Origin of the sequence: Amycolatopsis alkalitolerans (assembly GCF_006152065.1) — a bacterium.
Taxonomy (GTDB): Bacteria; Actinomycetota; Actinomycetes; order Mycobacteriales; family Pseudonocardiaceae; genus Amycolatopsis_E; species Amycolatopsis_E alkalitolerans.
The window spans coordinates 73,762-95,962 of sequence record NZ_VDFW01000003.1 but is presented as its reverse complement, the minus strand read 5'-3'; the positions used below and the strand labels follow the sequence as shown (position 1 = coordinate 95,962).

Here is a 22,201-nt window from a genome sequence, read left to right as displayed (position 1 = left end):
AGCGGCGGGAGCGTCAGCGGGGCGGCTCGAGTTCGCGACTCCCCCTCCCTCGAGCCGCTCCGCCTCCGGGGCGGAGCACCCCTACTCGCGGAAAGCGCCCGTCCGGCCCTCCGGGCATCACATCGGGGGTCGAACCCCCCGACCCCCGCCAGGGGGCGAGCCCCCTGGACTCCCCTTCGGCTGGGCACGTTTGTGCGGTCGGCGTCGCCATATCGGCCATAGGGCGGTAACCAGGAGGCCGATGATCAGCAGGAACGGTAGGGCCGCGCCTAGGGCGTGCACGATCGTGCGGCCGAACGTGAGGAAGGCTGACCAGCCGGAGGCCAGCCCTGCCAGGAAGCCTGGGGCCGCTGTCACAGCCGGGAGCGGAGCTGCCGGGGTGATCGTCAGGGTGATGGTCGCCATGGCGACGCTTGTGGTCAGGGTTCGTTGCCTGGCTTCCAGGGATTCCAGGTCGGATTCCCGCGTGGTCAGCTGGGATTCGATGGTCGTGATGTCGCTCAGGCTGGCGGCACGGTCCAGCAGGGCGCGGATCCGGTCGACGCTGCGGCGGGCCGTTTCGAGGCGGGAGTCGAGGTCCATGACCTGCTCGGTCAGGTCCTGCGCGGTTTGTTCAGTGCTGGTGACCTGGCCCAGCCGCGACAGCTGACCGATCACGTCATCGAGCGTCTTGTCGGGGACGGCGAGGGCGATGTTCGCCGAGCCGACGTCGGTGCGCTCGGAGCCCGAGTAGCCGCCCGCCGCTACCGCGATCTGCCGTGCCTCGGCTGTCACCGCGCGGATGTCGGTGGCCGTCATGGCCAGTCGCGCCGATCTCGCGAGTTGCCGGGGTTGGCCGTTCGCCTGGCTCTGGTGTTCCGGCTGCGCGACCCCGCCCTGCGCGGGCGCGGCAGCCCGGTCGCTGGTGGCGGTCCCGGTGCAGCCGCTCGCCAGCGCGAGTACGGCCAGCCCGGTCAGCAACAATCCTGCTCTCAACCTCGTCTCCCTCCAGTTCCGGCGGGAAGACGGGCGGATCGGTCACAGCGGTTGCACGCGGAAGATCACGAATCGGTCAGCGCGCCCGGCTCGAGGGGATGCTCCGGCTCCACCAGATGCTTGAAGGCCTGCAGGTTGGCCAGGGACTCGCCGCGGGACACCCGCCAGTCCCATTCGCGCTTGATCGAAGTCGCGAAGCCGAGTTCCAGGATCGTGTTGAAGTCGTTGTCGGCGGCGTCGAGGACCTGGCCGAGCAGCTTGTCCAGCTCGTCCTCGGTCACCGACGCCGGGCTCAGCTTGCCGACCAGGTAGATGTCACCGAGTGCGTCCACCGTGTAGTGCACGCCGTAGAGCTTCGCGTTGCGGCGCAACAGGAAGCGGTAGACCTCCTCATGCGCCTCGTCCGGGCGCCGGCACACGAACGCCTCCACCGCGAACGCGTGCTCCCGCACGATCAGCCAGCAGTTCGTCTGCAGCTTCTTCGTGCCGGGCAGGGTCACGAAGTACCGGCCCTCGGCCTTCTTGTCGTACTTCAGGCCCGCCCGGTCCAGGGTGGACTGGATCACCTGGTCGACGCTCAAACCGCAACCTCCGGGCGTAGTGCGTTCCGGAACGAGTGTGCCGCCACCGCGTAGGTGCCGAGCAACGCGTCGGTCGTCCGCTCCCACGAGAACCGCCGCGCGTGGTGCACGGCGTTGTCACCGAGCTCGGCACGCCGGTCCGGCTGCAACGCGACGCTGGCCAGCGCGCTGGCCCAATCGTGCGCCTTGTGCGACGGCACGAGCAGGCCGGACACCCCGTGCGCCACGGCCACCGGCAGACCACCGACCTCGGCCGCGACCACCGGTGTCCCGCACGCCTGCGCCTCGAGCGCCACCAGCCCGAACGACTCGTTGTAGCTGGGCACCGCGACCACGTCGGCGGCCCGGTAGACCTCGGCGAGCATCTCGCCCGGCTGCGGCGGCAGGAACCTCGTCTGCTCCTGGATACCCAGCTCGGCCGCCAGCTCCCGCAGCGCCTGCGGCTGTTCGAGCCCGGTCCCCGACGGCCCGCCCACCACGAGCACGACGAGCCGCTCGCGCAGCCCAGGGCTCTGCTCGAGCAGGCGCGCCGCCGCGCGCAGCAGCACGTCGGGCGCCTTGAGCGGCTGGATCCGCCCGGCGAACGCGAGCACGGCCGCGTCCTGCGGCAGGCCCAGCTTGTCGCGGGCGGCCGTCTTCGAACCGGGCGTGAAGCGTTCGAGATCGACGCCCGGTTCGACGGTGCGCACCGCGCGTGGATCGGCGCCGTACAGGCTGACCAGCTGCCTCGCCTCGACCGGCGTGTTCGCGACGAGGCAGTCCGCCTCCGCGACCACCTGTTCTTCACCGAACACCCTGGTGCGCGGCTCGGGCTTGTCACCATCGGCGAGCGCCGCGTTCTTGACCTTCGCGAGGGTGTGCGCGGTGTGTACGAGCGGGACGCCCCAGCGATCACGGGCGAGCCAGCCGACCTGGCCGGAGAGCCAGTAATGCGAGTGGATCAGGTCGTAGTAGCCCGGCTCGTGGAAGGCCTCGGCCCGCAGCACGCCCGAGGTGAACGAGCACAACTGCGCGGGCAGTTCGTCACGGCCGAGCGGTTCGAACGGGCCGGCCGGGACGTGGCGGACGAGCACCCCGGGGGCGAGCTCGGCGACCGGCGGCTGGTCGGAGGAGGTCGCCCTGGTGAACACCTCGACGCTGATCCCGCGCCGCGCCATCTCCACGGCGGTGTGCGTGATGTACACGTTCATGCCCCCGGCGTCGCCGGTGCCCGGTTGTTCCAGCGGTGAGGTGTGTACGGACAGCACCGCGACCCTGCGCGGCCAAATCGTCGACGCCGTTCGAGACCCGCGCAGCGAGATCGTCACCCTGGTTCACTCCCATGTGTGTCGGCCGCCGGCAAAGCACGGCGGAGGGCCACCTGGAGTGCGCAACGCCAGCAGGCCCCCGACATCTTCCCCCAATGGGCGACGGGACTAGAGCGCCGACTTCCCCCGCCAGGCCGACCAGGACACGAGCCAGTCCATTACGTCCGAATTGACCGGGCCCGCCAGCCGCGAACCGGTGATCTCCACCGGGTCGCCGATCAGCGCCGAGTCGAAGAACTCCTTCGCGTCGGCGTCCAGCAGGTTTACGCAGCCGTGTGAGTTGTTGACCTTGCCGATCGCGGCCGCGTTGTCCTGGTTCTCGTGGATGAACTCGCCGTGGTTGGAGATCCGGCAGGCCCACTTCTTGTTGACGTTGGTGTAGCCGTAGCGCGCGTTGTCGAAGATCGCGTGCGGCTCCCTGGTCATGATGATGAACGTGCCGTTGGGCGTGTTCCGGTTGACGTCCGAGTCGAGCCCGTTGCTGCACGGGTAGCTGTTGACCTTCGCCCCGCCCCGGTAGACGTTCATGACGTGGTCCGGGGTGTGGATCTTGACGACCTGGCTGCGCCCGACGGTGAACTTCGTGGTCACGTCCGCCCGCGCGTAGCCACCGCCCCCGAGGTCGATGCCGTACAGCTTCGCGTCCGCGTTGACCTGGGTGTTCGCCGGCCAGTACTCCTTGGGCCGGAAGTCCACCTGCCGGTCCGAGAGCCACCCCCACGAGCCCTCGACGTGGCCGCTCGTCTCGAGCATCAGCGCCTTCTCGATCTCGGCCTTGTTCTGCACGTCGGAGCTGAACTTGACGCTGACCGGCATCCCGACGCCGACCTCGGCGTCGTCGCCAGGGTTGATCGTCACCCGGATCTGCCGCGCCGGCGTCAGCGTGGTGAAACTGCCGGCCAACTGCACGGGCTTCTGGTCGGTACCGGTCGCGGAGGCCGCGTAGGTGTACGTCTTGCCGTAGCCGAGGACCTCGCTGCTGGTCCAGACCGTGCGATCGGTGTTGAACGAGCCTTCGACCGCGTGGCCGTCGGCGTTGGTGAGCTTGACGTCGGTCAGCCGACCGTCGGCCACCCGTACCGTGACCGGCTGGAGCACCGCCGCGTCGTGCGCGTCGACGGCGGGCTGGGCGGTGAGCTTGGCCACGGGCCTGCTCTCGGTCGCCGGCGCGGCTCCGTCTGTGCCGCCCCCGCTGCCACCGCCGCCGGTGCACGCCGCCACGACCGCCCCCGCTCCCGTGACCAGCGCCGCCTTCACCACCGAACGCCTGTCCATCACGAATTTGCCTCCCCTTTTCCCAGCCGTCCCAGTCCAACGCCCACCGGCTCCCCGCGATATCCGGCCTTCCCCCGCTGGGAGTATGGGCGCATGAGCAAACGAACCGCAGTGATCACCGGGGCCAGCGCGGGGATCGGTGAAGCCACCGCTCGCGCACTGGCCGAAGCCGGGTTCTACGTCGTGCTCGGCGCCCGCCGCCTCGACCGCCTGGAGAAGGTGGTCGCGGATCTGGCCGGTACCGCTCACTCACTGGACGTCACTGACGCCGCCTCGGTTGCCGCTTTTGTCCAGCAGGTCCCAGAATGCCACGTCCTGGTCAACAACGCGGGCGGAGCGCGAGGCCTCGAGCGTGTCGTGGACGCCGACGAAGACAACTGGCGCTGGATGTGGGAGACCAACGTCCTCGGCACGCTGCGGATGACGAAGGCGCTGCTGCCGAAGCTCATCGAGTCCGGCGACGGCCATGTCATCACCGTGACCTCGGTAGCCGGGCACGAGGTGTACGACGGCGGTTCGGGCTACACGGCGGCGAAGCACGCGCAGGCGGCGCTGCACAAGACGCTGCGCTCGGAACATCTCGGCGACCCCGTGCGGATCACGGAGATCATCCCGGGCATGGTCGAGACGGACTTCTCGGTGAACCGGTTCGCCGGCGACGCCGACCGCGCGGCGGCTGTCTACCGCGGGCTGACCCCGCTGACCGCGGAAGACGTCGCCGAGGTGATCGCCTTCGCCGCCACCCGGCCGCCGCATGTGAACCTGGACTCGATCGAACTCAAGCCGAGGGCCCAGCTCAACGGGACGCGGGCGGATCGCTCACAGTGAGCAGTTGATCAGCAGCGGTTCCGGGTGCAGGGTGACGCCGAACTTCGCCTCGACGCCGTCGCGGACCTCTTTGGCCAGGGCGAGCAGATCGGCGGTGCTCGCGGCGCCCCGGTTGGTCAGGGCGAGGGTGTGCTTCGTCGACAGCGAAACCCGGCCGCCCGGGCCCTGGTGGCCCTTGTGGAAACCGGCCCGCTCGATGAGCCACGCGGCCGACAGCTTCACCCCGCCCTCGGCCGGGTACTGCGGCGCCGGCGTGTCCACGACCTGGGCGATCCGGGCCAGCACACCGTCCAGTTCGGACTCCGGCACGATCGGGTTGGTGAAGAACGAGCCCGCGCTCCAGGTGTCGTGATCGCCCGCGTCGAGGACCATGCCCTTGCCGCGCCGCAGGTCGAGCACGGCCTCGCGGGCGTCGGCGGCCGGGACGCGCGCGCCGAGTTCGACGCCCAGCGTGCGGGCGAGTTCGGCGTAGCGGATCGGGGCGGACAGCCCATCGGGCCGCAGCCGGAACCGGACGTCGAGGACGATCCCGCTGTCGGTGCCCTTGAGCACGCTCGTGCGGTAGGCGAAGCCCAGGTCGGCCGCGCTCAGGGTGCGCACCTCGCCGGTGCGCCGGTCGTAGTGTTCGACGGAGATCAGCAGGTCGGCCACTTCGCACCCGTACGCGCCGACGTTCTGGATGGGCGTCGCGCCGACCGAGCCCGGGATGCCGGACAGGCATTCCAGCCCACCGAAACCGGCCTCGACCATCGCCGCGACGAACTCGTCCCAGTTCTGCCCGGCGGCCACCTCGACGGACTCGCCGTCGATCCGCCAGCCGCGGGTGGCGATCTTGACCACCGTGCCGTCGAACCCGGCGTCGCCGACGACGAGGTTCGAGCCGCCGCCCAGCAGGAGCACCCGGCCGTCCGCGCGCACGGCCCCGAGCAGGTCTTCCGTGGTCTCGGCGACGACGAACCGGCGGGCGGGGCCGCCAAGGTGCAGGGTGGTGTGCTCGGCCAGGAGGGTCCGGGTTTCGACTGGTGTCACGAGGTCAAACGGTACTGTCTCCGGTCATGGCATCCCGTATCGAGCACCGCGCCGAGTTCACGCAAGGTGTTGACGAGGTGTTCGCCGCCCAGACCAGCGAGCCCGCGCTCCGGGCCCGGTTGGCCGAGGTCGGCGGCCAGAACGCGGCCCTGCTCGACTACACGACCACCGCGGTCGGCGTGCGGTTCACCCTGCGCCAGGGGGTCGGCGCGGACAAGCTGCCGTCGATCGTGCGCACCCTGCACAGCGGCGACCTGTTCGTCGACCGGCAGGAGAGCTGGACGCGCGAGGGCTACAGCGGGACGGCCAGGGCCACGGTCAGCGGTCTGCCCGGCGAGATCGACGTCCGGACCGAACTCAGAGCCGAGGGCGGGAAGACGGTGCTGCGCGCGACCGGGGAGGTGAAGATCCGCATCCCGCTCGTCGGGGGCAAGCTCGAAGACTTCGTCGCGGATCAGATCACCCACCTGCTGCGCCGCGAAGTCGAACTGTCCGCGCAGTGGCTCGCGGAAAACCCCTAGGCTCGCCTACCCGAGGAACCACCAACCCCAACCGGCTGCGCCGGGTCGATCGCTGGCTCACGGCTTCGCCGCTTGTGTCCGCCCTGCTGCGCCATGCGGCGGACCCCCTGGTGGTCGACCTCGGGTACGGCGCCTCCGGTATCACCACCGCGGAACTCGCCCACCGGCTGCGTACCGCGTGCCCGCGCGCACGAGTGCTCGGTCTCGAGCTGGATCCGGCGCGGGTCGCCGCGGCCGCCCCGCTCGCGGACCCGCCCCGGCTCGGCTTCTCCCGCGGTGGGTTCGAGCTCGCGGGTACCGCACCGGTCGTGGTCCGGGCGTTCAACGTGCTCCGGCAGTACGCCGAGGACGAGGTCGAAGGCGCGTGGAAGCTGATCCTAGACAGCATGGCGCCCGGCGGGCTGCTCGTCGAGGGCACCTGCGACGAGATCGGCCGGCTCTGCTCATGGGTCGCGCTCCGCTCCGACGGGCCGCTCAGCCTTACCTTGTCCTACAAGCTGAGCACGCTCGATCGACCGTCCACAGTGGCCGAACGTCTGCCGAAAGCACTGATCCACCACAACGTGCCCGGCGAACCGGTGCACGAGTTTCTGTCGCTTTTGGACAGTTGTTGGGCCGCCGCCGCGCCGCACCGGGCGTTCGGGGTCCGCTTCCGGTGGTTGCGCACGGTGGAACTGCTGCGGGCTCGGGGCTGGCCGGTGCTCGACGGGCCTCGGCGCTGGCGTCTCGGCGAGCTGACCGTCCCGTGGCACACCGTGAGGTAGGGACAACCCGACCCGCACGAGCGGGACAACCGGTACGGGCGAACCCGGACTTCTCCCCGATATGACCAGAATGTCCTGGTCAACGCGTTACGCGCGGCGCCAGGATCGGATCCATGACAACGCTCATCGACACGCGATACCAGGCGGTCGTGACCACCGATCCGGCGATCGTCACCGGCTGCCTCGCGCTGCGGCGGCAGGTGTTCTCGGCCGAGTTCGGTGCCGGGGACGACCGTGACGAATTCGACGAAGTCTGCGAGCACCTGGCGGTCCTGCACGACGGCGAAGTGGTCGGTACCTACCGGATCCTACTGCCTGGGGCCAGCGAAAGCCTTTATCCACAAGGAGAGTTCGCACTCGACGCGCTCGCGCCGCTGCGGCCGGAACTCGTCGAGATCGGCCGGTCCTGTGTCCATCCCGCGCATCGCACGGGCGCGGTGATCAACCTGATGTGGGCGACGCTGGGCCGGTACGCGCAGTCGGCCGGGTACCGCCACCTGGCCGGCTGCGCGTCGGTGTCACTCGCCGACGGCGGCGTCACGGCGGCGGACACCTGGGAACTGACCCGCGCCAGGCACCTCTCACCGGCCGGGCTGCGCGTCGAACCGCACCGCCCGTGGGTTCCCCTGCCCCGCACGCAGGAGCGCCCGTCCTACGCGGCCGTTCCGCCGCTGCTGCGCGGTTACCTGCGGCTCGGGGCATGGGTCTGCGGCCCGCCCGCGCACGACCCGGAGTTCGCGGTCGCGGACTTCTTCACGCTGCTGTCGTTCGACCGGGTCGGCCCGCGCTACCGGCGTTACCTCTTCGGGGACGGCAGATGAACGCGTGGGCCAGCTATTCACCGTGTACACCGCGCTGCGTCACCTCCGCGCGACCTGAGGTGACCACAATGCAAGCCGTGCGGCGTTGGCGCGGGGCGTTGGCCGCCTCCGGTTCCGCCGCGCGAGGCGGTGAACTCCGCTCATCCGCGCGCCGGCTGCTCACGGAACTGGGGGTCGAGGTGGTGACCGACGCCGAACGGCTCAGCGTCCCGGGGGCGCGCGGCACGCTGATCGTCGCGAACCACCTGTCCTGGCTGGACATCGTGGCGGCACTGGCGATCGAACCGACCGCGTTCCTGGCCAAACGCGAAGTCGGCCGGTGGCCGGTCGTCGGCGGCCTGGCCCGGCGCTGCGGCACCCGCTTCATCGACCGTCATCAGCTGCGCGGCCTGCCCGCCGTCGTGGTGGACGTGGCGAGCACCCTGCGTTCCGGCCGGTCGGTCCTGGTCTTTCCCGAGGGCACCACATGGTGCGGCAGCCACGGCGGCGGCACTTTCCGGCGTGCCGCGTTCCAGGCGGCGATCGACGCGCGGGCGCCGATCCGCCCGGTGACCTTGGGCTACCGGCAGGGCGGGGAGCCGAGCACGGTCGCGTCGTTCGTCGGCGAAGACACGTTGCTGAACTCGCTGCGGCGCGTCGTGCGGGCTCGTGACCTGCGGGTCGAGGTCGAGGTACACGAGGCGTTCGAACCGTATGCGGACAGGCGCGAACTCGCGGCGCGAGCCGAAGCCGCCGTGCGTCAGGCCGCGCATGTTTGAATTGCTGGACGGTCTCGGCCTGCTGCTGAAGGACGCGCTGTCGTCCCCGTGGCTGTGGCTGATCGTGTTCGCCGTGTCGGCGCTGGACGCGCTGCTGCCGTTCATGCCGAGCGAAACCACGGTCGTCACGGTCGCGGTGCTGCTCGGCCCGGATCTGCCGCGGCTCAGCCTGCTGGTCGCGGTGGCCGCGAGCGGGGCGCTCGCCGGGGACTGCCTGTCGCACTGGATCGGCCGCCGCGCCGGACCGCGCATGCTCGCCCGCCTGCAACGGGGCGAACGTGGGCAAGCCCGCTACGAATGGGCTCGTACCCAGGTGAACAGGCATAACGCACTGCTGATCGTCGCGGCCCGGTACCTGCCAGGCGGGCGCGTCGCGAGCGGCCTCGCGACCGGGAGCATGGGCGTGCCGTGGCCCCGGTTCGTCACGTTCGACGCGCTCGGCACGACCATCTGGGCCGCCTACAGCGTGTGCATCGGTTCGGTCGGCGGTGCGGCGTTCACCGACTCGCCCGGCCGGGGACTGGTGCTGTCGTTCGCGATCGGCTTGCTCCTCGTCGGCGCGCTCGAGGTGGTTCGCCGGTTACGCTCGCGGCATGCGGCACGAGGACTTCCTGACGATGATCCGGACCCAGGGCGACGCGATGCGCTCCGCGGTGGTGACCGCGGGACCGGACGCCGAGGTGCCGACCTGTCCGAGGTGGACGGTTAGCCGGCTCGTCGGGCATCTCGGCCGCGTGCAGTCGTGGGTGATCCAGGCCCTGGCCGACCCGAGCGGCCGCGAAATCAAGCCGGACCGGCCGCCGGAAGGCTGGGACGAGCTACTCGCCTGGTGGGACGAGCAGCGCACGAAGATGCTCGACGGCCTCGCGGATCCGGACGCGCCGGCCTGGCTGCCGTTCACGCGGTACCCGCGGGTCGCCGCCTCGTGGGCGCGGCGGCAGGCGCATGAAGCGGCTATCCATCGCCTCGACGCGGAGCACGCGCTGTCGGCTGAACCGTCCGTGGGATTCGACCCCGAATTCGCCGCGGACGGCGTGGACGAACTGATCGCCTGGATGGTGCCGACCCGCACCGACTGGGCGGACACGACGTACGCGGGCACGGTGCGGTTGAGCGCCACGGATATCGAACGCGACTGGACCGTGCGCCTGTCCCCCGGCGCGCCCCCGTCCATCGACGAGAGTGGGGCCGAGGCCGACCTCACCATCACGGGCTCCGCGGACGCCGTCTACCGGCGGGTCTGGGGGCGGCCCAGCCAGGCCGTCGTCACCGGGGACACGGCGCTGCTGAAGCCCCTCGCATCGCCGTGAGCAGCGCCGGGGAAGATGGGCGGGTGTCCGAACGACGTTATGTGATCACCTTCGGCTGCCCTGACCGCACCGGCATCGTGGCCCGGGTGTCCTCGTTCCTCGCCGAGGCGGGCGGCTGGATCGTCGAAGCGGCGTACCACACGGATCCGGACACCGGCTGGTTCTTCACCCGCCAGGAGGTCCGGGCCGACTCGCTGCCGTTCGGCGTGGACGAGTTGCGTGCCCGCTTCGCGGAGGTCGCGTCCTCGCTGTCGGCGGAGTCGAACTGGCGGGTCGAGGACACCGATGTCCGGCGCCGGGTGGTGCTGCTGGTGTCGAAGGACGGGCACTGCCTGTACGACCTGCTGGGCCGCGTCGCAGCCGGAGAACTCGACGTGGACGTGCGCGCCGTGATCGGCAACCACGACTCGCTCGCGGGTATCACGCAGGCGCACGGGATCCCGTTCCACCACGTGCCGTTCCCGCCCGGGGACAAGGCGAGCGCGTTCGCCGAGATCCGCAGGCTGGTCGACGAGCACGACCCGCATGCGGTCGTGCTGGCGCGGTTCATGCAGATCCTGCCGCCGGAACTGTGCGAAGAGTGGGCCGGTCGCGCGATCAACATCCACCACAGCTTCCTGCCCTCGTTCATCGGCGCGCGCCCGTACCACCAGGCGCACCGCCGCGGGGTGAAGCTCATCGGCGCCACCTGCCATTACGTCACCGCCGATCTGGACGCCGGACCGATCATCGAGCAGGACGTGATCCGCGTCGACCACGGCGACACCGTGCCCGATCTGGTGCGCAAGGGCCGGGACATCGAGAAGATCACCCTCGCCCGCGGCCTGCGCTGGCATCTGGAAGACCGTGTCCTCGTGCACGGCAACCGGACCGTCGTGTTCTAGCCGAAGACGAGCCACGTGCCGGCGACCGCGATCGCGTAGATCACCGCGATCGCCTGGATGATGCGGGTGCGGCGGCGCTCGGTCCAGTCGGTGAAGCGCATCAGCCAGGCGAGCGCCGGTACAACGAGGATCGCGTGCATGGCCACGAAATGCACTGGCTTGAGCGCACCGGCCGTGGTGTAGGCCAACTGCGGTTCACCGCCCCGCGCGAGCCGCACGCCGTCGACGATCATCACGGCGCCGACGGCCAGCGCGGCGATCAGCACCACGAGCCCGAACCGCAGCGCCAGCAGCATGCTCGGCGATAGGCCGCTCGTCGAGCGCAGGGCGGCGAGGGTGAACCCGAGGACCGTCACGATGATCACCGCGCCGATCGCGAGCATCATCGAGACGACCGTGTCGAAGCCGGTCTCGAAGTCGAAATGCGACGGCACCCCGCGCCAGACCTGCATCGTCACGAGTGCGACCTCAACCACGCTCACGACGGTGAACGCACCGAGCAACGCGGTCCGCACCCGTTCGTTCATGCGCAGGAACGACGTGGCCCAGGCGAGCGTCGCGAGGGTGAGCCCGAAGGACAGCCCGAACGTCATCGCCTTCCGGTACGACAGCGGGCCCTCCCACGTCGTGCCGGATGCGATCAGCACGACCAGGTGGACCACACCACTCAGGAACAGCAGCGCGCCGACCTGGTAGGCCGCTCGCTCGACCGACCGGGTCCGTGTTCGCAGGATCGTCGTCATACGCCGAGCATGGCCGACCCGGTCCGCACTGGCGTCACCCTACGAGCGGCTCCAACGCGTACGTTCCCTGTCGCAGTACCTTCCCTACGAAGGATGCCTACGACTATCTCGCTCGGGGCTGACGTGCAGCCCGCCCCGGCTTCACAAGCGGATGAGCATCTTGCCGGTGTTCGCGCCGCCGAGCAGGTCGAGGAATGCCTGCGGGGCGTTGCGGATGCCTTCGACCACCGTCTCCTCGTACCGCAGGCGGCCGTCCTTCACCAGCGGGGCGACTTCGGCGAAGAACCGGTCACGCAGGTGATAGTGGTCACGGACGAGGAAGCCCTGGATGGTCAGCCGCCAGCCGATGACCCGCCCGAGGTTGCGCGGCGCCGCGGGCGGTTCGGTCGCGTTGTACGCCGAGATCATGCCGCAGATCGCGAGGCGCGCGTGGACGTTCGCGTTGGCGATGGCGGCCTCGAGATGCTCGCCGCCGACGTTGTCGAAGTACACGTCGATACCGTCCGGGGCGGCCGCGGCAAGCTGATCTGTCACCGGGCCGTTCTTGTAGTTGAACGCCGCGTCGAAGCCGAGTTCGCCAGTCAGGTGCTCGACCTTCGCGTCCGAACCGGCGCTGCCGATGACCCGCTTGGCGCCCTTGAACTTCGCCAGCTGACCGACCACCGAGCCGACCGCACCCGCCGCGCCCGAAACGAAGACCGTGTCACCTTCGGTGAGCCGCGCGACGTCCAGCAACCCGGCGTACGCGGTCAGGCCAGGCATGCCCAGCACACCGAGGTACGCGCCGAGCGGCGCGGCCTCTGGGTCGACCTTCGTCGCCCGCTTGGCGTCGACGACGGCATGCGTGCGCCAGCCCAGGTCGTGCAACACGGTTTCACCGGGAGCGAAGTCGTCCACGGTGGACTCGACGACTTCGCCGACCGCGCCACCCTGCATGGCCGCACCGACCTCGTACGGCGCGACATAGGACTTCGCGTCGTTCATCCGGCCGCGCATGTACGGGTCGACGCTCATCAGGACGTTGCGTACCAGCACCTGCCCCGGACCTGGGCGCGGGATCTCGGTGTCCACAATGGAAAAGTTGGCCAGCGTCGGCCACCCCTGCGGGCGGGACGCGAGACGCACCTCGGTCGCCGTGCTCATCGTCGAACTCCCAACATCGATCCTCGAACGAAACCTACTCTCGCCGACATACAACCAGCAGAACCGGGGCGCGGATTCCGATTTGTGGCGCGGCTTACCGGCGTCGTCGTATGAGCTGGTGACCTTCGGCTCGTCGTTCAACACGATGGACCGGCAAGCGGCGCTTCGGGAGTGCGCCCACCTGCTGATCGATGGTGGTCATATCGCCTGCGTGTGGAATCACCGCCAACTGGATGATCCACTCCAGTCCGAGATCGAGTCGCTGATCTGCTCGCGGGTGCCCCGGTACTCCTACGGCGTACGGCGTACGGCGTACGGCGTACGGCGTACGGCGTACGGCGTACGGCGTACGGCGGAAGGATCAACGCGCGGTGATCGAGGAGAGTGGACTGTTCGGCGAGACGTCGGCGCTCGAGGAACCGGTGGTACACCGCGTGCCGGCGGAAGACTGGATCTCGGCATGGCGCTCGCACGCGACGCTGCAGCGACAGGCGGGCCTGCTGTTCGATGAACTGGTGAGTGACATCGAGGACATCCTCGGTAAGGGGGAACTCGACGTTCCTTATGTGACGGTTGGCTGGACCGCACGACCGGAGTAGCCGACCATCACGATCGACGGCCGGCGGCGCCGCATGCAGGTACCCGGCGGCTTCGGGCATCAGGTAGTCCGTGCCTCAGCACGGCCTCCGGCCAGGCCGTGTCATCGAAACGCAGATCGTGCCGTCAATCCCGCCGTGCCGGGTACCCCTCTCCCGTCAAGCCAGCTCGGCGAGCTTGCCGAGCACCCCGTCGTAGATCCGCTTGAGCCCGGCAGGCGCGAAGGTCTTCTCAAAGAAGCCGCCGATACCGCCGGCACCCTGCCAGGTGGTCTCGATCCGGACGACGCTGCCGCCGCCGGACTCCCGCACCGTCCAGGTCGTCACCATGCTCGAATTCGCGTCGCTTTCAACCAGGGTGCCCGGCTCCGGCTCGGTCACGGTCGCCGCGACGTCGCGCACCCGTTTCGACGTGGCCTGCAGCTTCCACGTCGCCTTGGTGCCCGCGCCCTTGCCGCCCTCGGTGACCTGGTAATCCCGGTACTGCTCGGTCAGGATCTTGGGCCGGGTTTCGGCATAGTCGGCGACGAGTTCGCGCACCTTGTCCACCGGTGCGCCGATCGTGCGTTCCGCGGTGGCCGTGACCTGAGCCATGTTCACTCCCTGTTCGAATCGTGGTCCTCGACCGCGACTCTAACGATCAGGCGAGCCCCTGCTTATTCAGCCAGCTCTTCGCCACATCCGCGACCGCGTCACCGTCCGCATCGACCTCTTTGTTCAGTTCGCGCAGCTCCGGGGTGGTCAGCTTGGCGCTCACCGCGTTCACGACGGCCGCGAAGTCCGGGCCGCGCTCGTCGAGCACCTTCTGGTTCACCGCCGGCACGATGTTCTCGGTCGCGACGATGTTCATATCGTCCTGCAGCGCGGTGTACTCCGGATCCGAGGTGGGCGGGCTCACCGAGTCGACCGGGATCACGGTCACCGCGCCGGACTTCAGCTGCTGCAGCCGCGGCCCGGCCTCCTGGATGCTCTGGAACGTGACGTCCAGCTTGTAGGTGTCCCGGAAGCCGACGAAGCAGTTGGCGCGCGTGCCGCATTCCGGCGGACCGCCGAGCACGATCTTGCCCAGCTTCTTCAGGTCGCTGATCTTGGTCAGCCCGTGCTGCTTCGCCAGGTCGGTCTTGACGATGTAGGTGTTCTTGTTCTCGGCGGGCGCGTAGTTCAGCAGCCCGATCCCCGAGGGCTTGAACAGTTCGGCGAGCTTCGCGTGCTCGGAGTCCGCGTCCTTCGGCGCCGTCTGGTTGAACCCCGTGCTGATCGCGGCACCCTGGTACTCCGGGATGAACTGCAGCTCACCGGACTTCAGCGACGGGTACACCAGCTCGCGGGAGCCGATGTTGAACTTCCGCGTGACCGGGTAGCCCTTGGCCTCCAGCGCCTGCGAGTACAGCTCGGCCAGGATCTGGCTGTCGGTGAAGTTGAACGACGCCACGACGATCGGGTTCCCGCCCTTGCTCGGTGCGGCCGACTGATCGCTGCCACCCCCGCCGCACGCGGCCAGCCCGAGCGCCGCGGCGGCGAGCACCACTCCCGCCTTGAAACCCCTAGTCCAGCGCATCGTCTTCCCTCCAGTTGGTCGGTCGCAGACGACCCTAACCGCGACCACCGACAGAAACCACATGATGAGAGAAGGTGCCGTTGGAAGATCTATGCTCGCCGGGTGACTGCGATCGTGCTGGCCGAATCCGACCGGCCGCTGTTCGAGTGGCGGTGGGTCGAGCGCAACGCGGACCACATCATCCAGCGGCTCGGCGAACATCTGGCGCTCACCGGGACCGCACTCGCGATCGGGCTGGTCGTGTCGGTCGGGCTGGCCGTGCTGTCGCTGCGCTGGCGGTGGTTCTACCCGATCGCACTGTCCGGCGCCGGCGCCCTGTACGTAATCCCGAGCCTGGGCGCGTTCGCGCTGCTGGTCCCGTTCTTCGGGCTGTCGTTCACCACCGCGGTCATCCCGCTGGCCACGTACACGCTGCTGATCCTGCTGCGCAACATCGTCACCGGGATCGAGCAGGTGCCGGCCGACGTCCGCGAAGCGGCGATCGGGATGGGCTTCACCCGGGCGAGGCTGCTGCTCAGCGTGGAACTGCCGCTCGCGCTGCCGGTCGTGATCGCCGGGCTGCGGGTGGCGGCCGTGACGACCATCGGGCTGGTGACGGTCACGTCGATGCTCGGGATGGGCGGGCTCGGGTACTTCATCCTGCAGGGCATCCGGACCACCACGCCGAACCCGACGCCGATCATCGTCGGCATCGTGCTGGCCATCGCACTGGCCGTCGTCGTCGACTTCCTGCTCTGGACGTCGGAACGGGTGCTGGCGCCGTGGGCGCGGAAGCGGGTGCGCGCGTGAACATCTTCACCGAGGCCTGGCAGTGGCTCGGGCAGCCGAACCGGTGGAGTTGGACCGACCCGGCCGGCATCCCGTACCGCACGGTCGAGCACCTGAGCTTTTCCGCGCTGTCGCTCGCCGTCGCGGCCGTGCTGACCATCCCGCCTGCCCTGTGGCTGGCGCACTACCGGCGCGGCGCCTTCCTGGCCAGCACCGTGATCAACATCGGCAGGGCGATCCCGAGCTTCGGGCTGATCATCCTGTTCTGGTTCCTCGCGGCCCGCTGGGAGCTCGACACCGATTTCTGGCCGCTGCTGATCGCGCTGGTCGCGCTCGCGCTGCCGCCGCTGTTCACCAACACCTACGCGGGGGTGATCTCGGTGGACGCCGACGCGGTCGATGCCGCGCGCGGCACCGGCTACACCGAGGCCCAGATCATGTTCCGGATGGAGCTGCCACTGGCGCTGCCGGTGATCCTGGCGGGTGCCCGGGTCGCGTTCCTGCAACTGATCGCGACGGTCGCGATCGGCGCGATCGTGAACGACGGCGGCGGGCTCGGCCGGTACATCGTGGACGGTTTCGCGCAGGGGCGCGGCGGCTACGGCGAAATCCTCGGCGGCGGCGTCGCGGTGATCGTGCTGGCGCTGCTGTGCGAGGGGGCGTTCACGCTGATCACCCGGCTGGTGGTGCCGAAGGGATTGACCGTGGAGAACGCAAGGCAGCCACAAACGCTGTGACCTCCGGCCCGAGCGACCTGTCCTCCACGACGGGCGGGACGAGTTCACCGATCCGACGGTAGGCCTCGCGCAGCGCGGGCGCGCCCGGTTCCCCGCGCAGGACGTGTGCCTGGTGGGCGGTGATCAGTTCGCAGGCAGTGATCACGAGCAGATGATCGAGCGCCGCGCGCAGCCGCTCCCCGGAGTCGAGCGCGAAGACCTGCACGTCCTCCTGCCCCGACGAGGTGTCCAGCGAACCGAGGGATGCCGCGGTGACCGACCGGCGGAGCGCGTGGAGCTCTCCGGCGGCCCGCTTGTGCAGCGGCGACAGGCCCGCCTGCGGCCCCGGTTCGGGGGTGAGCTGGGCGGGCAGGCCGCTGAACCGCTCGTCGAGCAGGCGGTGCGTCCGTTGCACGCTGATCTCGCCCACGTGCACGAGCGCGGCGGCGACGGCGTCCATCCGCAGCCCGAGTTCGGCGGCGTGGAATCCGGCCGTCGAAACGAACTCGCCCTCGACGAACGACGGCGAGTCGGTCGGCGCGGCGAGAGCCCGCTCGGTGGCGTCCTCGAGTTCGGCCACCGCACGACGGGTGTACGCCAGCGCCGGTGGCCCCACCCGGACCGAAACCGGCGCCTGCACAACGGGCCGTGCGGTACCGCCGCCGGTCAGGGCCTGGATCCGGCGAAGCACACCGGCGAGGACTGGGTCCGGCCCGGCGAGCTCAGGGCGGTAGACGCCGCGCGGCGCGCCGATGGCGTCGATGGTGAGCGCCGTCGCGAGGGTCTGGAGTTCGGCGAGTTCGGCGGCCGTGGCGGCGCGAAGGATCGCGTGCGCGGTCGCGATGGGCGCGCCCTGGATGAAGGTGGTCCCTTCCTTCGGCCCCGGCCGGTACGGCTCGGCGGCACGCCGCGCCAGCGCATCGGCCGCGGACGCCCCGTCGAGCATCGAGCCGAGGCCGAGGAAGGTCTGGAACGCATGGGAGAGCGGGATGATCTCGCCGGCCGAACCGCTGCCGGTCGCGGGCACGGCGGGGACGAACCCGTCGTTCAGCCGGTCCGCCAGGAAACGCGCCGCGTCCGCGCTCGCCCCGCTTTCCGGCGTGAGCAGATCGCGCAGGCGCACGGCGAACAGCGCGCGCACGTCGGATGCGGGTAACCAGGGCGGTCCGCCCACCGCTCGCCCGATCAGCAGCCGTGCCTGGTGCCCTGCCTGCTGTTCGGCGGTGAGCGGGGTGCCGGCGAGGCGGCCCATCCCGGTGTTCACTCCATACACCGGCTGGCCCGTGAGCGCGCCCAGCACGGCCTCGCGCTGGGCGGCGACGACCTTCAGCAGGCGATCGTCGAGCCGGACCGGCTCGCCGCCGGCGATCCGCCGGATCGCGGCGACGTCGAGATCGCCGGGAGCGCCGACGATCACGCGGCGGGCTTGGCGAGGCCTTCGATGACCTCGGCGCCGGGCAGCGCGGCGAGCAGCTCACCGGTCACCAGCAGCTTGCTGCCGCGGATGCCGCTGCCGATCACGAGCTCGGGCGATTCGGCGACGGCCTTGTCGATGAGGATCGGCCACTGCGCGGGCAGCCCGACCGGGGTGATCCCGCCGTAGGCCATGCCGGTGAGCTCGACGGCCTCGTCCATCGGCGCGAACGAGGCCTTGCGCACGTCGAGGCGGCGCTTGAGCACGCCGTTCACGTCCGCGCGAGTGGTGGCGAGCACGAGCGCCGCGGCATAGCGGACCTCACCCGCCCGCTTGCCGGCCACGACGACGCAGTTCGCCGACGCCGCCATGGGAGAGGAGTACGCGTCACAGAAGGCGGCGGTATCCGCCAGTTCCGGGTCGATCTCGACGACCCCGGCGTCGGGGCTCGCCAGCGCGGCCAGTGCCTTGGCGACCGGCTCCGCGAGAAGGTCCGCACGCTCTGCGGCCGGTTCGGCGGTCAGGGTCCCCGAGATGGTCCAGTTCCTCATGCACCCGAGGCTAGCGTGGCTACCAGTTCTTGCCGCCGCGCTGGACCTCGATCAGCTTCGGCCGGACGTCCACCAGGTAGACCAGGACGGCGACAATCCCGGCGAGCCAGAACAGCGTGCCCGCGCCGCCGAAGCCGAACAACCCCATGGCCACGGTGCCGGCGCCGGTGATGGCCAGCCAGATCGGCTTGGTCTTCCGGTCGGCCGCGGTGAAGGCGTCCGCCCGCTGCAGGAGCGCGTGGAAGAAGGCGCCGAGCCCCGCGAGCGTCCCGGCCCACCCGACGACCATCATGATCCATTGCGCTATGAGCGGCACTTGTCCAGCCTACGTCCCTTCGCCCCCGACTGACCTGTCCCCTGTGACCAGAATGCCACGAACGGTCCGGCCGGCACACGGGGTGCGCCGACCGGACCGTCCGGAGCCAGGTGCTTACTCTTCGGTCTTCGGGGCGGCCGGCTTCTTCGCCTTCGCCGTCGCGGTGGTGCGGCGGGGGGTGGTCGCCGGCTTGCTGGCCGGGGCCGACTTCGGCGCGGCTTCCTCGACCTTGTCCGCGGCCTCCGCGGTCTCCTCGGCCACCTTCTCGCCCGCTTCGTGGGTCCGCTTCGCGGCCAGGCCCAGGACCTCCTCGACCTTCTCGCGGGCGTCGGTGCTGGCGCCCTCGATCTGGTCGAGGACGGACTTGACGCGCGGCTCGGCCAGGAACTTGTCCCAGGCCTGCTCGCCGGACTCGGCCAGCTTGTTGTACAGCCGGAGCGCGGCCTCGGTGTACTCGTCGACCAGCTTGCGCAGTTCGGCCGGGTCCAGCTTCTCGCGCAGCGACGTCACGTCCGAGGGCAGTTCCTCGAAGTTCTTGCGCGCGACCTCGCTGCTCTCGTTGACGCGCTCCCGCGCCTTGCCGACGGCGTCGGCCACGGCCTGACCGGCCAGGTTGCCGGCGCCGAGCGCGGCGAGCAGCGGCGTGCGGAGCTGCTCCACGGCGGTGTTCACGGCCTTGCGTACCTCATCGGTCCTGGTGCTCGGCATGATGTTCACTCTCCTGAACAGGAACGTCTGTGTGGTTGTTCTCGCGGCGGAAGGACTCGTACACATCGAGCAGGACCAGCTTCTGCCGCTCGGTGAGCTCGGTGTCGGCGCGGATCGCGTCGGGCACCGGGCCGCCGGAGGGCAGGTCGAGAATGCCGGCCTGCACGTACAGCGCCTCGGCGGAGATCCGCAGCCCCTTGGCGATCTGCTGCAGGATCTCGGCGCTGGGCTTGCGGACCCCCCGTTCGATCTGGCTCAGGTACGGGTTCGACACCCCGGCGAGCTTCGACAGCTGCCGCAACGAGATCTTCGCGTTGTTGCGTTGCTGGCGGATGTACTCGCCGATGTCGGAAGCGATGTGGCCGACCTTCTCGATCGGCCCTGCCTGCGAGCTGTCGAGGTTGTCTCCCTCGTTTCCCATCGGGCTCATCTCCTCGCGACACCAACCACGTTACCCCGAACTGCTAGCAATTGCAAGCACCTTGCTTGCACCCATCGGGTGACTCGTGAACGGTGTCAACGGTAGCCAGCTCGCGGAACCAGGCGGCAGCGTGGTCCACAGCGGCTTCGAGGGACGCATTCGTTGTGTCGAAAAGGCGCACGGGCGGCCGGAAGGTGTCCGCGTGCTCGCGGAGCCAGGCGTCGAACTCGAGGGTTTCGGCGATGCGCGGCTCGTCCCACTCCCGCCAGGCCGGCCGCGCGCGAAGGCGGCGAGCAAGCACCGCGGGCTCCGCGACGAGGGCGAGGTAGTGGATGTCCGAGAACAGCGCGCGCTCGGGCAGCGCCTCGAACTCGGGCGGCACGACGGTGCCGCACAGGACGACGGGCCTGCCGTTCTGCGCGATCATCGCGGCCATCCGCAGCCAGGTGGCACGGAACGCCGGATGGCCGTCGACGTCGTCGCGCAGCCCGGCGGTCCACAGCACGTCCTGTTCGAGCACGACGGCGCGGGCGCCGAGCCGCCGCGCGAGCGCCGGCCCCACCGTCGACTTGCCGGCGCCACTCGGCCCGGTCAGCGCGAAGAGCGGCAGCCGCCGGAACGGCCAGCGATGCCCGCAGTGCTCGCACACCCTCGTCGAACTTTCGACGAGGGGCGCATTGGCGCGATCCCCGCAGGCCGGGCAGATCCGCGGGTCGAGCATCTAGTCGAAGAGGCTCTCGAGGAAGCCGCGCCTGCGATGTCCGCGGTACGGCCGCGGCGAGTCCCCGTAGCCACCCTGATACTGCCTCGGCGAATCGCGGTAGTCACGGCGGTACGGACGCGGCGAGTCGCCGTACCCGTCCGGGCCCGCGTACCGCGGCGGCGAACCGTAGTACGTGCTTTCCGCGCCCGCGATCTGCTCGAGCTCACCACGGTCGAGGAAGATGCCCCGGCAGCCCTCACACTGCTCGATGTGCACCCCGTTCTTGTCGACGGTCCGCATCACGTTCTGGCATTTCGGACAAATCACCCCGCCAGCGTACGCAGTCAGGAGGCGCAGAGGCAGAAGGGGTGACCGACCGGATCGGCGTAGACGTGAAAGGTGTCACGGCTGTCATCGAGCAGTTTCGCGCCCAGCGACAGCGCTCGTTCGCGCCCGACCGCGAGATCCGAAACCCGGAAATCGAGGTGCAACTGCTGCGGCACGTCCTGGCCCGGCCAGTCCGGCGGACGGTAGCCCTCGACCCGCTGGAACGAGATCATCACGCCGCCCGGCCCGGTCAGGTCGGCCCACTGCCCGTCGTAGTGCACCTCCGGCGTTCCCCAGTCGAGGAGCGCTCCGTAGAACTCGCCCAGCGACTTCGGGTCCGGGCAGTCCAGCGCGACGGTGCCGAACGTCGGAATCTCGGTCATGCTCTGCTCCTTTGTCGTAACCAGTCAATGAAGTATGCGGGTTACTCTCCATCGGGCGCAACCGGCATTCGCCTTATGCTGGTTAGGTGACCGGCCGCTCCGCAGATATCTCCCTCGTGGTGGACTTCCTGAACACCGTCAACGTCGAGGAGGGCACCGACGTCCTGCACCAGGCCGGCACCTGGCGCCGGTGGGCCACCGAACGCGATCTCAGGCCGGACACCCTGCAGGCGGCTCGCGCGATCAGGAGCACGCTCCGGGCGGCGGTCGGTGACCCCGACGCGGAAGCCGGGCCGCTCGGGGTACCCGTTCAGATCGAACTCGCCGCCGGTACTCCGGTCCTGTCCGCCCGCGAGGCGACTGGTGCCGTACTCGCCGCCGCCGCCCGGCTCGCCGTCCTCGGCCAATGGGACCGCGTCAAGATCTGCCCGGCCGACGACTGCCGGTGGGCCTTCTTCGACGAGTCACGCAACCGTTCGCGGACGTGGTGCTCGATGCGGGTGTGCGGCAACCGCGAGAAGGCAAGGACCTGGCGCGAGCGCCAGTGACCCCCCGAACGAGTTACCCACAGAAGGACCTGTGGATAACCCCTCCGCCTGTGGACAAACCCGAGAAACCGCAGTTCAGAACCGGTGGACAGGGGGTCAACGCCGCCATGCCCGGCGCGATCCAGACCGAGGAGGAGCTGGAATCCTTTCCCGACCAGGACGAGGTGCACCGGAGGGTGCTCGTCGCGGGGCGATCAGCTTTCTGCTCGACCCGGACCGCGGGTTCATGACCGGCCAGACGATATGCGTGGAC

At 69.9% G+C, this 22,201-nt stretch carries 29 protein-coding genes and 1 pseudogene; 13 read left to right on the top strand and 17 right to left on the bottom strand.

Features of this window, described 5'->3' with window-relative positions; genetic code table 11:
* Positions 1-117 precede the first annotated feature (117 nt).
* The 4 genes from FG385_RS04525 to FG385_RS04510 all read right to left on the bottom strand — a co-directional run bounded on the left by FG385_RS04525 (position 118) and on the right by FG385_RS04510 (position 4,141).
* Positions 118-975 (bottom strand): DUF4349 domain-containing protein, encoded by an 858-nt coding sequence (locus FG385_RS04525; RefSeq protein ID WP_160148728.1) that lies wholly within the window; start codon positions 973-975, stop codon positions 118-120.
* A gap of 65 nt (positions 976-1,040) precedes the next feature.
* A complete protein-coding gene (locus tag FG385_RS04520) occupies positions 1,041-1,556 on the bottom strand; it encodes a type III secretion system chaperone family protein (protein WP_139095321.1) in 516 nt (171 codons plus the stop codon).
* A complete protein-coding gene (gene mshA, locus FG385_RS04515; protein ID WP_407645452.1) occupies positions 1,553-2,863 on the bottom strand; it encodes a D-inositol-3-phosphate glycosyltransferase in 1,311 nt (436 codons plus the stop codon). Before mshA ends, FG385_RS04520 begins: the two co-directional genes overlap by 4 nt.
* Before the next feature lie 108 nt (positions 2,864-2,971).
* Positions 2,972-4,141: a L,D-transpeptidase gene (locus FG385_RS04510; protein WP_139095319.1), complete on the bottom strand. Its 1,170-nt coding sequence runs from the start codon at positions 4,139-4,141 to the stop codon at positions 2,972-2,974.
* A gap of 90 nt (positions 4,142-4,231) precedes the next feature.
* Here FG385_RS04510 and FG385_RS04505 point away from each other — a divergent pair, with 90 nt between their 5' ends.
* A complete protein-coding gene (locus FG385_RS04505) occupies positions 4,232-4,966 on the top strand; it encodes an SDR family NAD(P)-dependent oxidoreductase (protein WP_139095318.1) in 735 nt (244 codons plus the stop codon).
* Here FG385_RS04505 and FG385_RS04500 read toward each other — a convergent pair.
* A complete protein-coding gene (locus FG385_RS04500; RefSeq protein ID WP_139095317.1) occupies positions 4,958-5,995 on the bottom strand; it encodes a UDP-N-acetylmuramate dehydrogenase in 1,038 nt (345 codons plus the stop codon). The genes FG385_RS04505 and FG385_RS04500 overlap by 9 nt on opposite strands.
* A 26-nt stretch (positions 5,996-6,021) precedes the next feature.
* Here FG385_RS04500 and FG385_RS04495 point away from each other — a divergent pair, with 26 nt between their 5' ends.
* The 7 genes and pseudogenes from FG385_RS04495 to purU all read left to right on the top strand — a co-directional run bounded on the left by FG385_RS04495 (position 6,022) and on the right by purU (position 11,053).
* Positions 6,022-6,516 carry a DUF2505 domain-containing protein gene (locus FG385_RS04495; protein ID WP_139095316.1) on the top strand — a complete coding sequence of 165 codons (495 nt, stop codon included), beginning with the start codon at positions 6,022-6,024 and terminating at the stop codon, positions 6,514-6,516.
* Positions 6,495-7,280, top strand: a complete 786-nt coding sequence (locus tag FG385_RS04490; RefSeq protein ID WP_139095315.1) for a class I SAM-dependent methyltransferase — start codon at positions 6,495-6,497, stop codon at positions 7,278-7,280. Before FG385_RS04495 ends, FG385_RS04490 begins: the two co-directional genes overlap by 22 nt.
* A gap of 113 nt (positions 7,281-7,393) precedes the next feature.
* Entirely contained in the window at positions 7,394-8,101 is a 708-nt protein-coding gene (locus FG385_RS04485) for a GNAT family N-acetyltransferase (RefSeq protein WP_139095314.1), read from the top strand.
* Positions 8,098-8,646: pseudogene (locus tag FG385_RS04480) on the top strand (lysophospholipid acyltransferase family protein); the annotation flags it as partial. The gene FG385_RS04485 and the pseudogene FG385_RS04480, both read left to right, overlap by 4 nt.
* Before the next feature lie 205 nt (positions 8,647-8,851).
* A complete protein-coding gene (locus FG385_RS04475; RefSeq protein WP_139095312.1) occupies positions 8,852-9,568 on the top strand; it encodes a DedA family protein in 717 nt (238 codons plus the stop codon).
* Positions 9,477-10,169, top strand: coding sequence for a maleylpyruvate isomerase family mycothiol-dependent enzyme (locus FG385_RS04470; RefSeq protein WP_139095555.1), 693 nt, complete (start codon positions 9,477-9,479; stop codon positions 10,167-10,169). The genes FG385_RS04475 and FG385_RS04470 overlap by 92 nt, the downstream gene beginning before the upstream one ends.
* Positions 10,170-10,192: 23 nt before the next feature.
* Positions 10,193-11,053 carry a formyltetrahydrofolate deformylase gene (purU, locus tag FG385_RS04465; protein WP_139095311.1) on the top strand — a complete coding sequence of 287 codons (861 nt, stop codon included), beginning with the start codon at positions 10,193-10,195 and terminating at the stop codon, positions 11,051-11,053.
* Here purU and FG385_RS04460 read toward each other — a convergent pair.
* Positions 11,050-11,796, bottom strand: coding sequence for a hypothetical protein (locus FG385_RS04460; protein ID WP_139095310.1), 747 nt, complete (start codon positions 11,794-11,796; stop codon positions 11,050-11,052). The two genes, purU and FG385_RS04460, sit on opposite strands and share 4 nt — an antisense overlap.
* 141 nt (positions 11,797-11,937) lie before the next feature.
* Positions 11,938-12,939 carry an NADP-dependent oxidoreductase gene (locus tag FG385_RS04455; RefSeq protein ID WP_139095309.1) on the bottom strand — a complete coding sequence of 334 codons (1,002 nt, stop codon included), beginning with the start codon at positions 12,937-12,939 and terminating at the stop codon, positions 11,938-11,940.
* A 371-nt stretch (positions 12,940-13,310) separates the two neighbouring features.
* On the opposite strand from FG385_RS04455, the gene FG385_RS04450 reads away from it, so the two are divergent.
* Positions 13,311-13,538: a hypothetical protein gene (locus tag FG385_RS04450; protein WP_139095308.1), complete on the top strand. Its 228-nt coding sequence runs from the start codon at positions 13,311-13,313 to the stop codon at positions 13,536-13,538.
* A gap of 156 nt (positions 13,539-13,694) precedes the next feature.
* Here the strand turns inward: FG385_RS04450 and FG385_RS04445 are convergent, their stop codons facing one another.
* Both FG385_RS04445 and FG385_RS04440 read right to left on the bottom strand, forming a co-directional pair.
* Positions 13,695-14,129 (bottom strand): SRPBCC family protein, encoded by a 435-nt coding sequence (locus FG385_RS04445; protein ID WP_139095307.1) that lies wholly within the window; start codon positions 14,127-14,129, stop codon positions 13,695-13,697.
* 46 nt (positions 14,130-14,175) lie between these two features.
* Positions 14,176-15,093: an ABC transporter substrate-binding protein gene (locus FG385_RS04440; RefSeq protein WP_139095306.1), complete on the bottom strand. Its 918-nt coding sequence runs from the start codon at positions 15,091-15,093 to the stop codon at positions 14,176-14,178.
* 102 nt (positions 15,094-15,195) lie between these two features.
* On the opposite strand from FG385_RS04440, the gene FG385_RS04435 reads away from it, so the two are divergent.
* A complete protein-coding gene (locus FG385_RS04435; protein ID WP_139095305.1) occupies positions 15,196-15,882 on the top strand; it encodes an ABC transporter permease in 687 nt (228 codons plus the stop codon).
* Positions 15,855-16,598: an ABC transporter permease gene (locus FG385_RS04430; protein WP_139095304.1), complete on the top strand. Its 744-nt coding sequence runs from the start codon at positions 15,855-15,857 to the stop codon at positions 16,596-16,598. Before FG385_RS04435 ends, FG385_RS04430 begins: the two co-directional genes overlap by 28 nt.
* Here the strand turns inward: FG385_RS04430 and FG385_RS04425 are convergent.
* The 8 genes from FG385_RS04425 to FG385_RS04390 all read right to left on the bottom strand — a co-directional run bounded on the left by FG385_RS04425 (position 16,534) and on the right by FG385_RS04390 (position 21,400).
* Positions 16,534-17,991 (bottom strand): aromatic amino acid lyase, encoded by a 1,458-nt coding sequence (locus FG385_RS04425; RefSeq protein ID WP_139095554.1) that lies wholly within the window; start codon positions 17,989-17,991, stop codon positions 16,534-16,536. The genes FG385_RS04430 and FG385_RS04425 overlap by 65 nt on opposite strands.
* Entirely contained in the window at positions 17,991-18,542 is a 552-nt protein-coding gene (locus tag FG385_RS04420; RefSeq protein ID WP_139095303.1) for a YbaK/EbsC family protein, read from the bottom strand. Before FG385_RS04420 ends, FG385_RS04425 begins: the two co-directional genes overlap by 1 nt.
* Before the next feature lie 19 nt (positions 18,543-18,561).
* On the bottom strand, positions 18,562-18,858 hold the full coding sequence (locus FG385_RS04415) for a DUF2516 family protein (protein WP_139095302.1): 297 nt from the start codon (positions 18,856-18,858) through the stop codon (positions 18,562-18,564).
* 114 nt (positions 18,859-18,972) lie between these two features.
* On the bottom strand, positions 18,973-19,566 hold the full coding sequence (locus tag FG385_RS04410; RefSeq protein ID WP_139095301.1) for a hypothetical protein: 594 nt from the start codon (positions 19,564-19,566) through the stop codon (positions 18,973-18,975).
* The gene (locus FG385_RS04405; RefSeq protein ID WP_235022384.1) at positions 19,544-19,987 is read right to left on the bottom strand and encodes a helix-turn-helix domain-containing protein; all 444 of its coding nucleotides are present in this window, start codon (positions 19,985-19,987) and stop codon (positions 19,544-19,546) included. The genes FG385_RS04410 and FG385_RS04405 overlap by 23 nt, the downstream gene beginning before the upstream one ends.
* Before the next feature lie 43 nt (positions 19,988-20,030).
* Positions 20,031-20,708, bottom strand: a complete 678-nt coding sequence (locus tag FG385_RS04400) for an AAA family ATPase (RefSeq protein WP_139095300.1) — start codon at positions 20,706-20,708, stop codon at positions 20,031-20,033.
* Positions 20,709-21,017, bottom strand: a complete 309-nt coding sequence (locus FG385_RS04395; protein ID WP_139095299.1) for a TFIIB-type zinc ribbon-containing protein — start codon at positions 21,015-21,017, stop codon at positions 20,709-20,711.
* 17 nt (positions 21,018-21,034) lie between these two features.
* Positions 21,035-21,400, bottom strand: coding sequence for a VOC family protein (locus FG385_RS04390; protein WP_139095298.1), 366 nt, complete (start codon positions 21,398-21,400; stop codon positions 21,035-21,037).
* A gap of 86 nt (positions 21,401-21,486) precedes the next feature.
* Between FG385_RS04390 and FG385_RS04385 the strand changes: the two genes are divergently transcribed.
* Together FG385_RS04385 and FG385_RS04380 are read left to right on the top strand one after the other, a co-directional pair.
* Positions 21,487-21,948: a CGNR zinc finger domain-containing protein gene (locus tag FG385_RS04385; protein WP_139095297.1), complete on the top strand. Its 462-nt coding sequence runs from the start codon at positions 21,487-21,489 to the stop codon at positions 21,946-21,948.
* Positions 21,949-21,998: 50 nt separating this feature from the next.
* On the top strand, positions 21,999-22,178 hold the full coding sequence (locus tag FG385_RS04380; protein WP_139095296.1) for a hypothetical protein: 180 nt from the start codon (positions 21,999-22,001) through the stop codon (positions 22,176-22,178).
* Positions 22,179-22,201 lie beyond the last annotated feature (23 nt).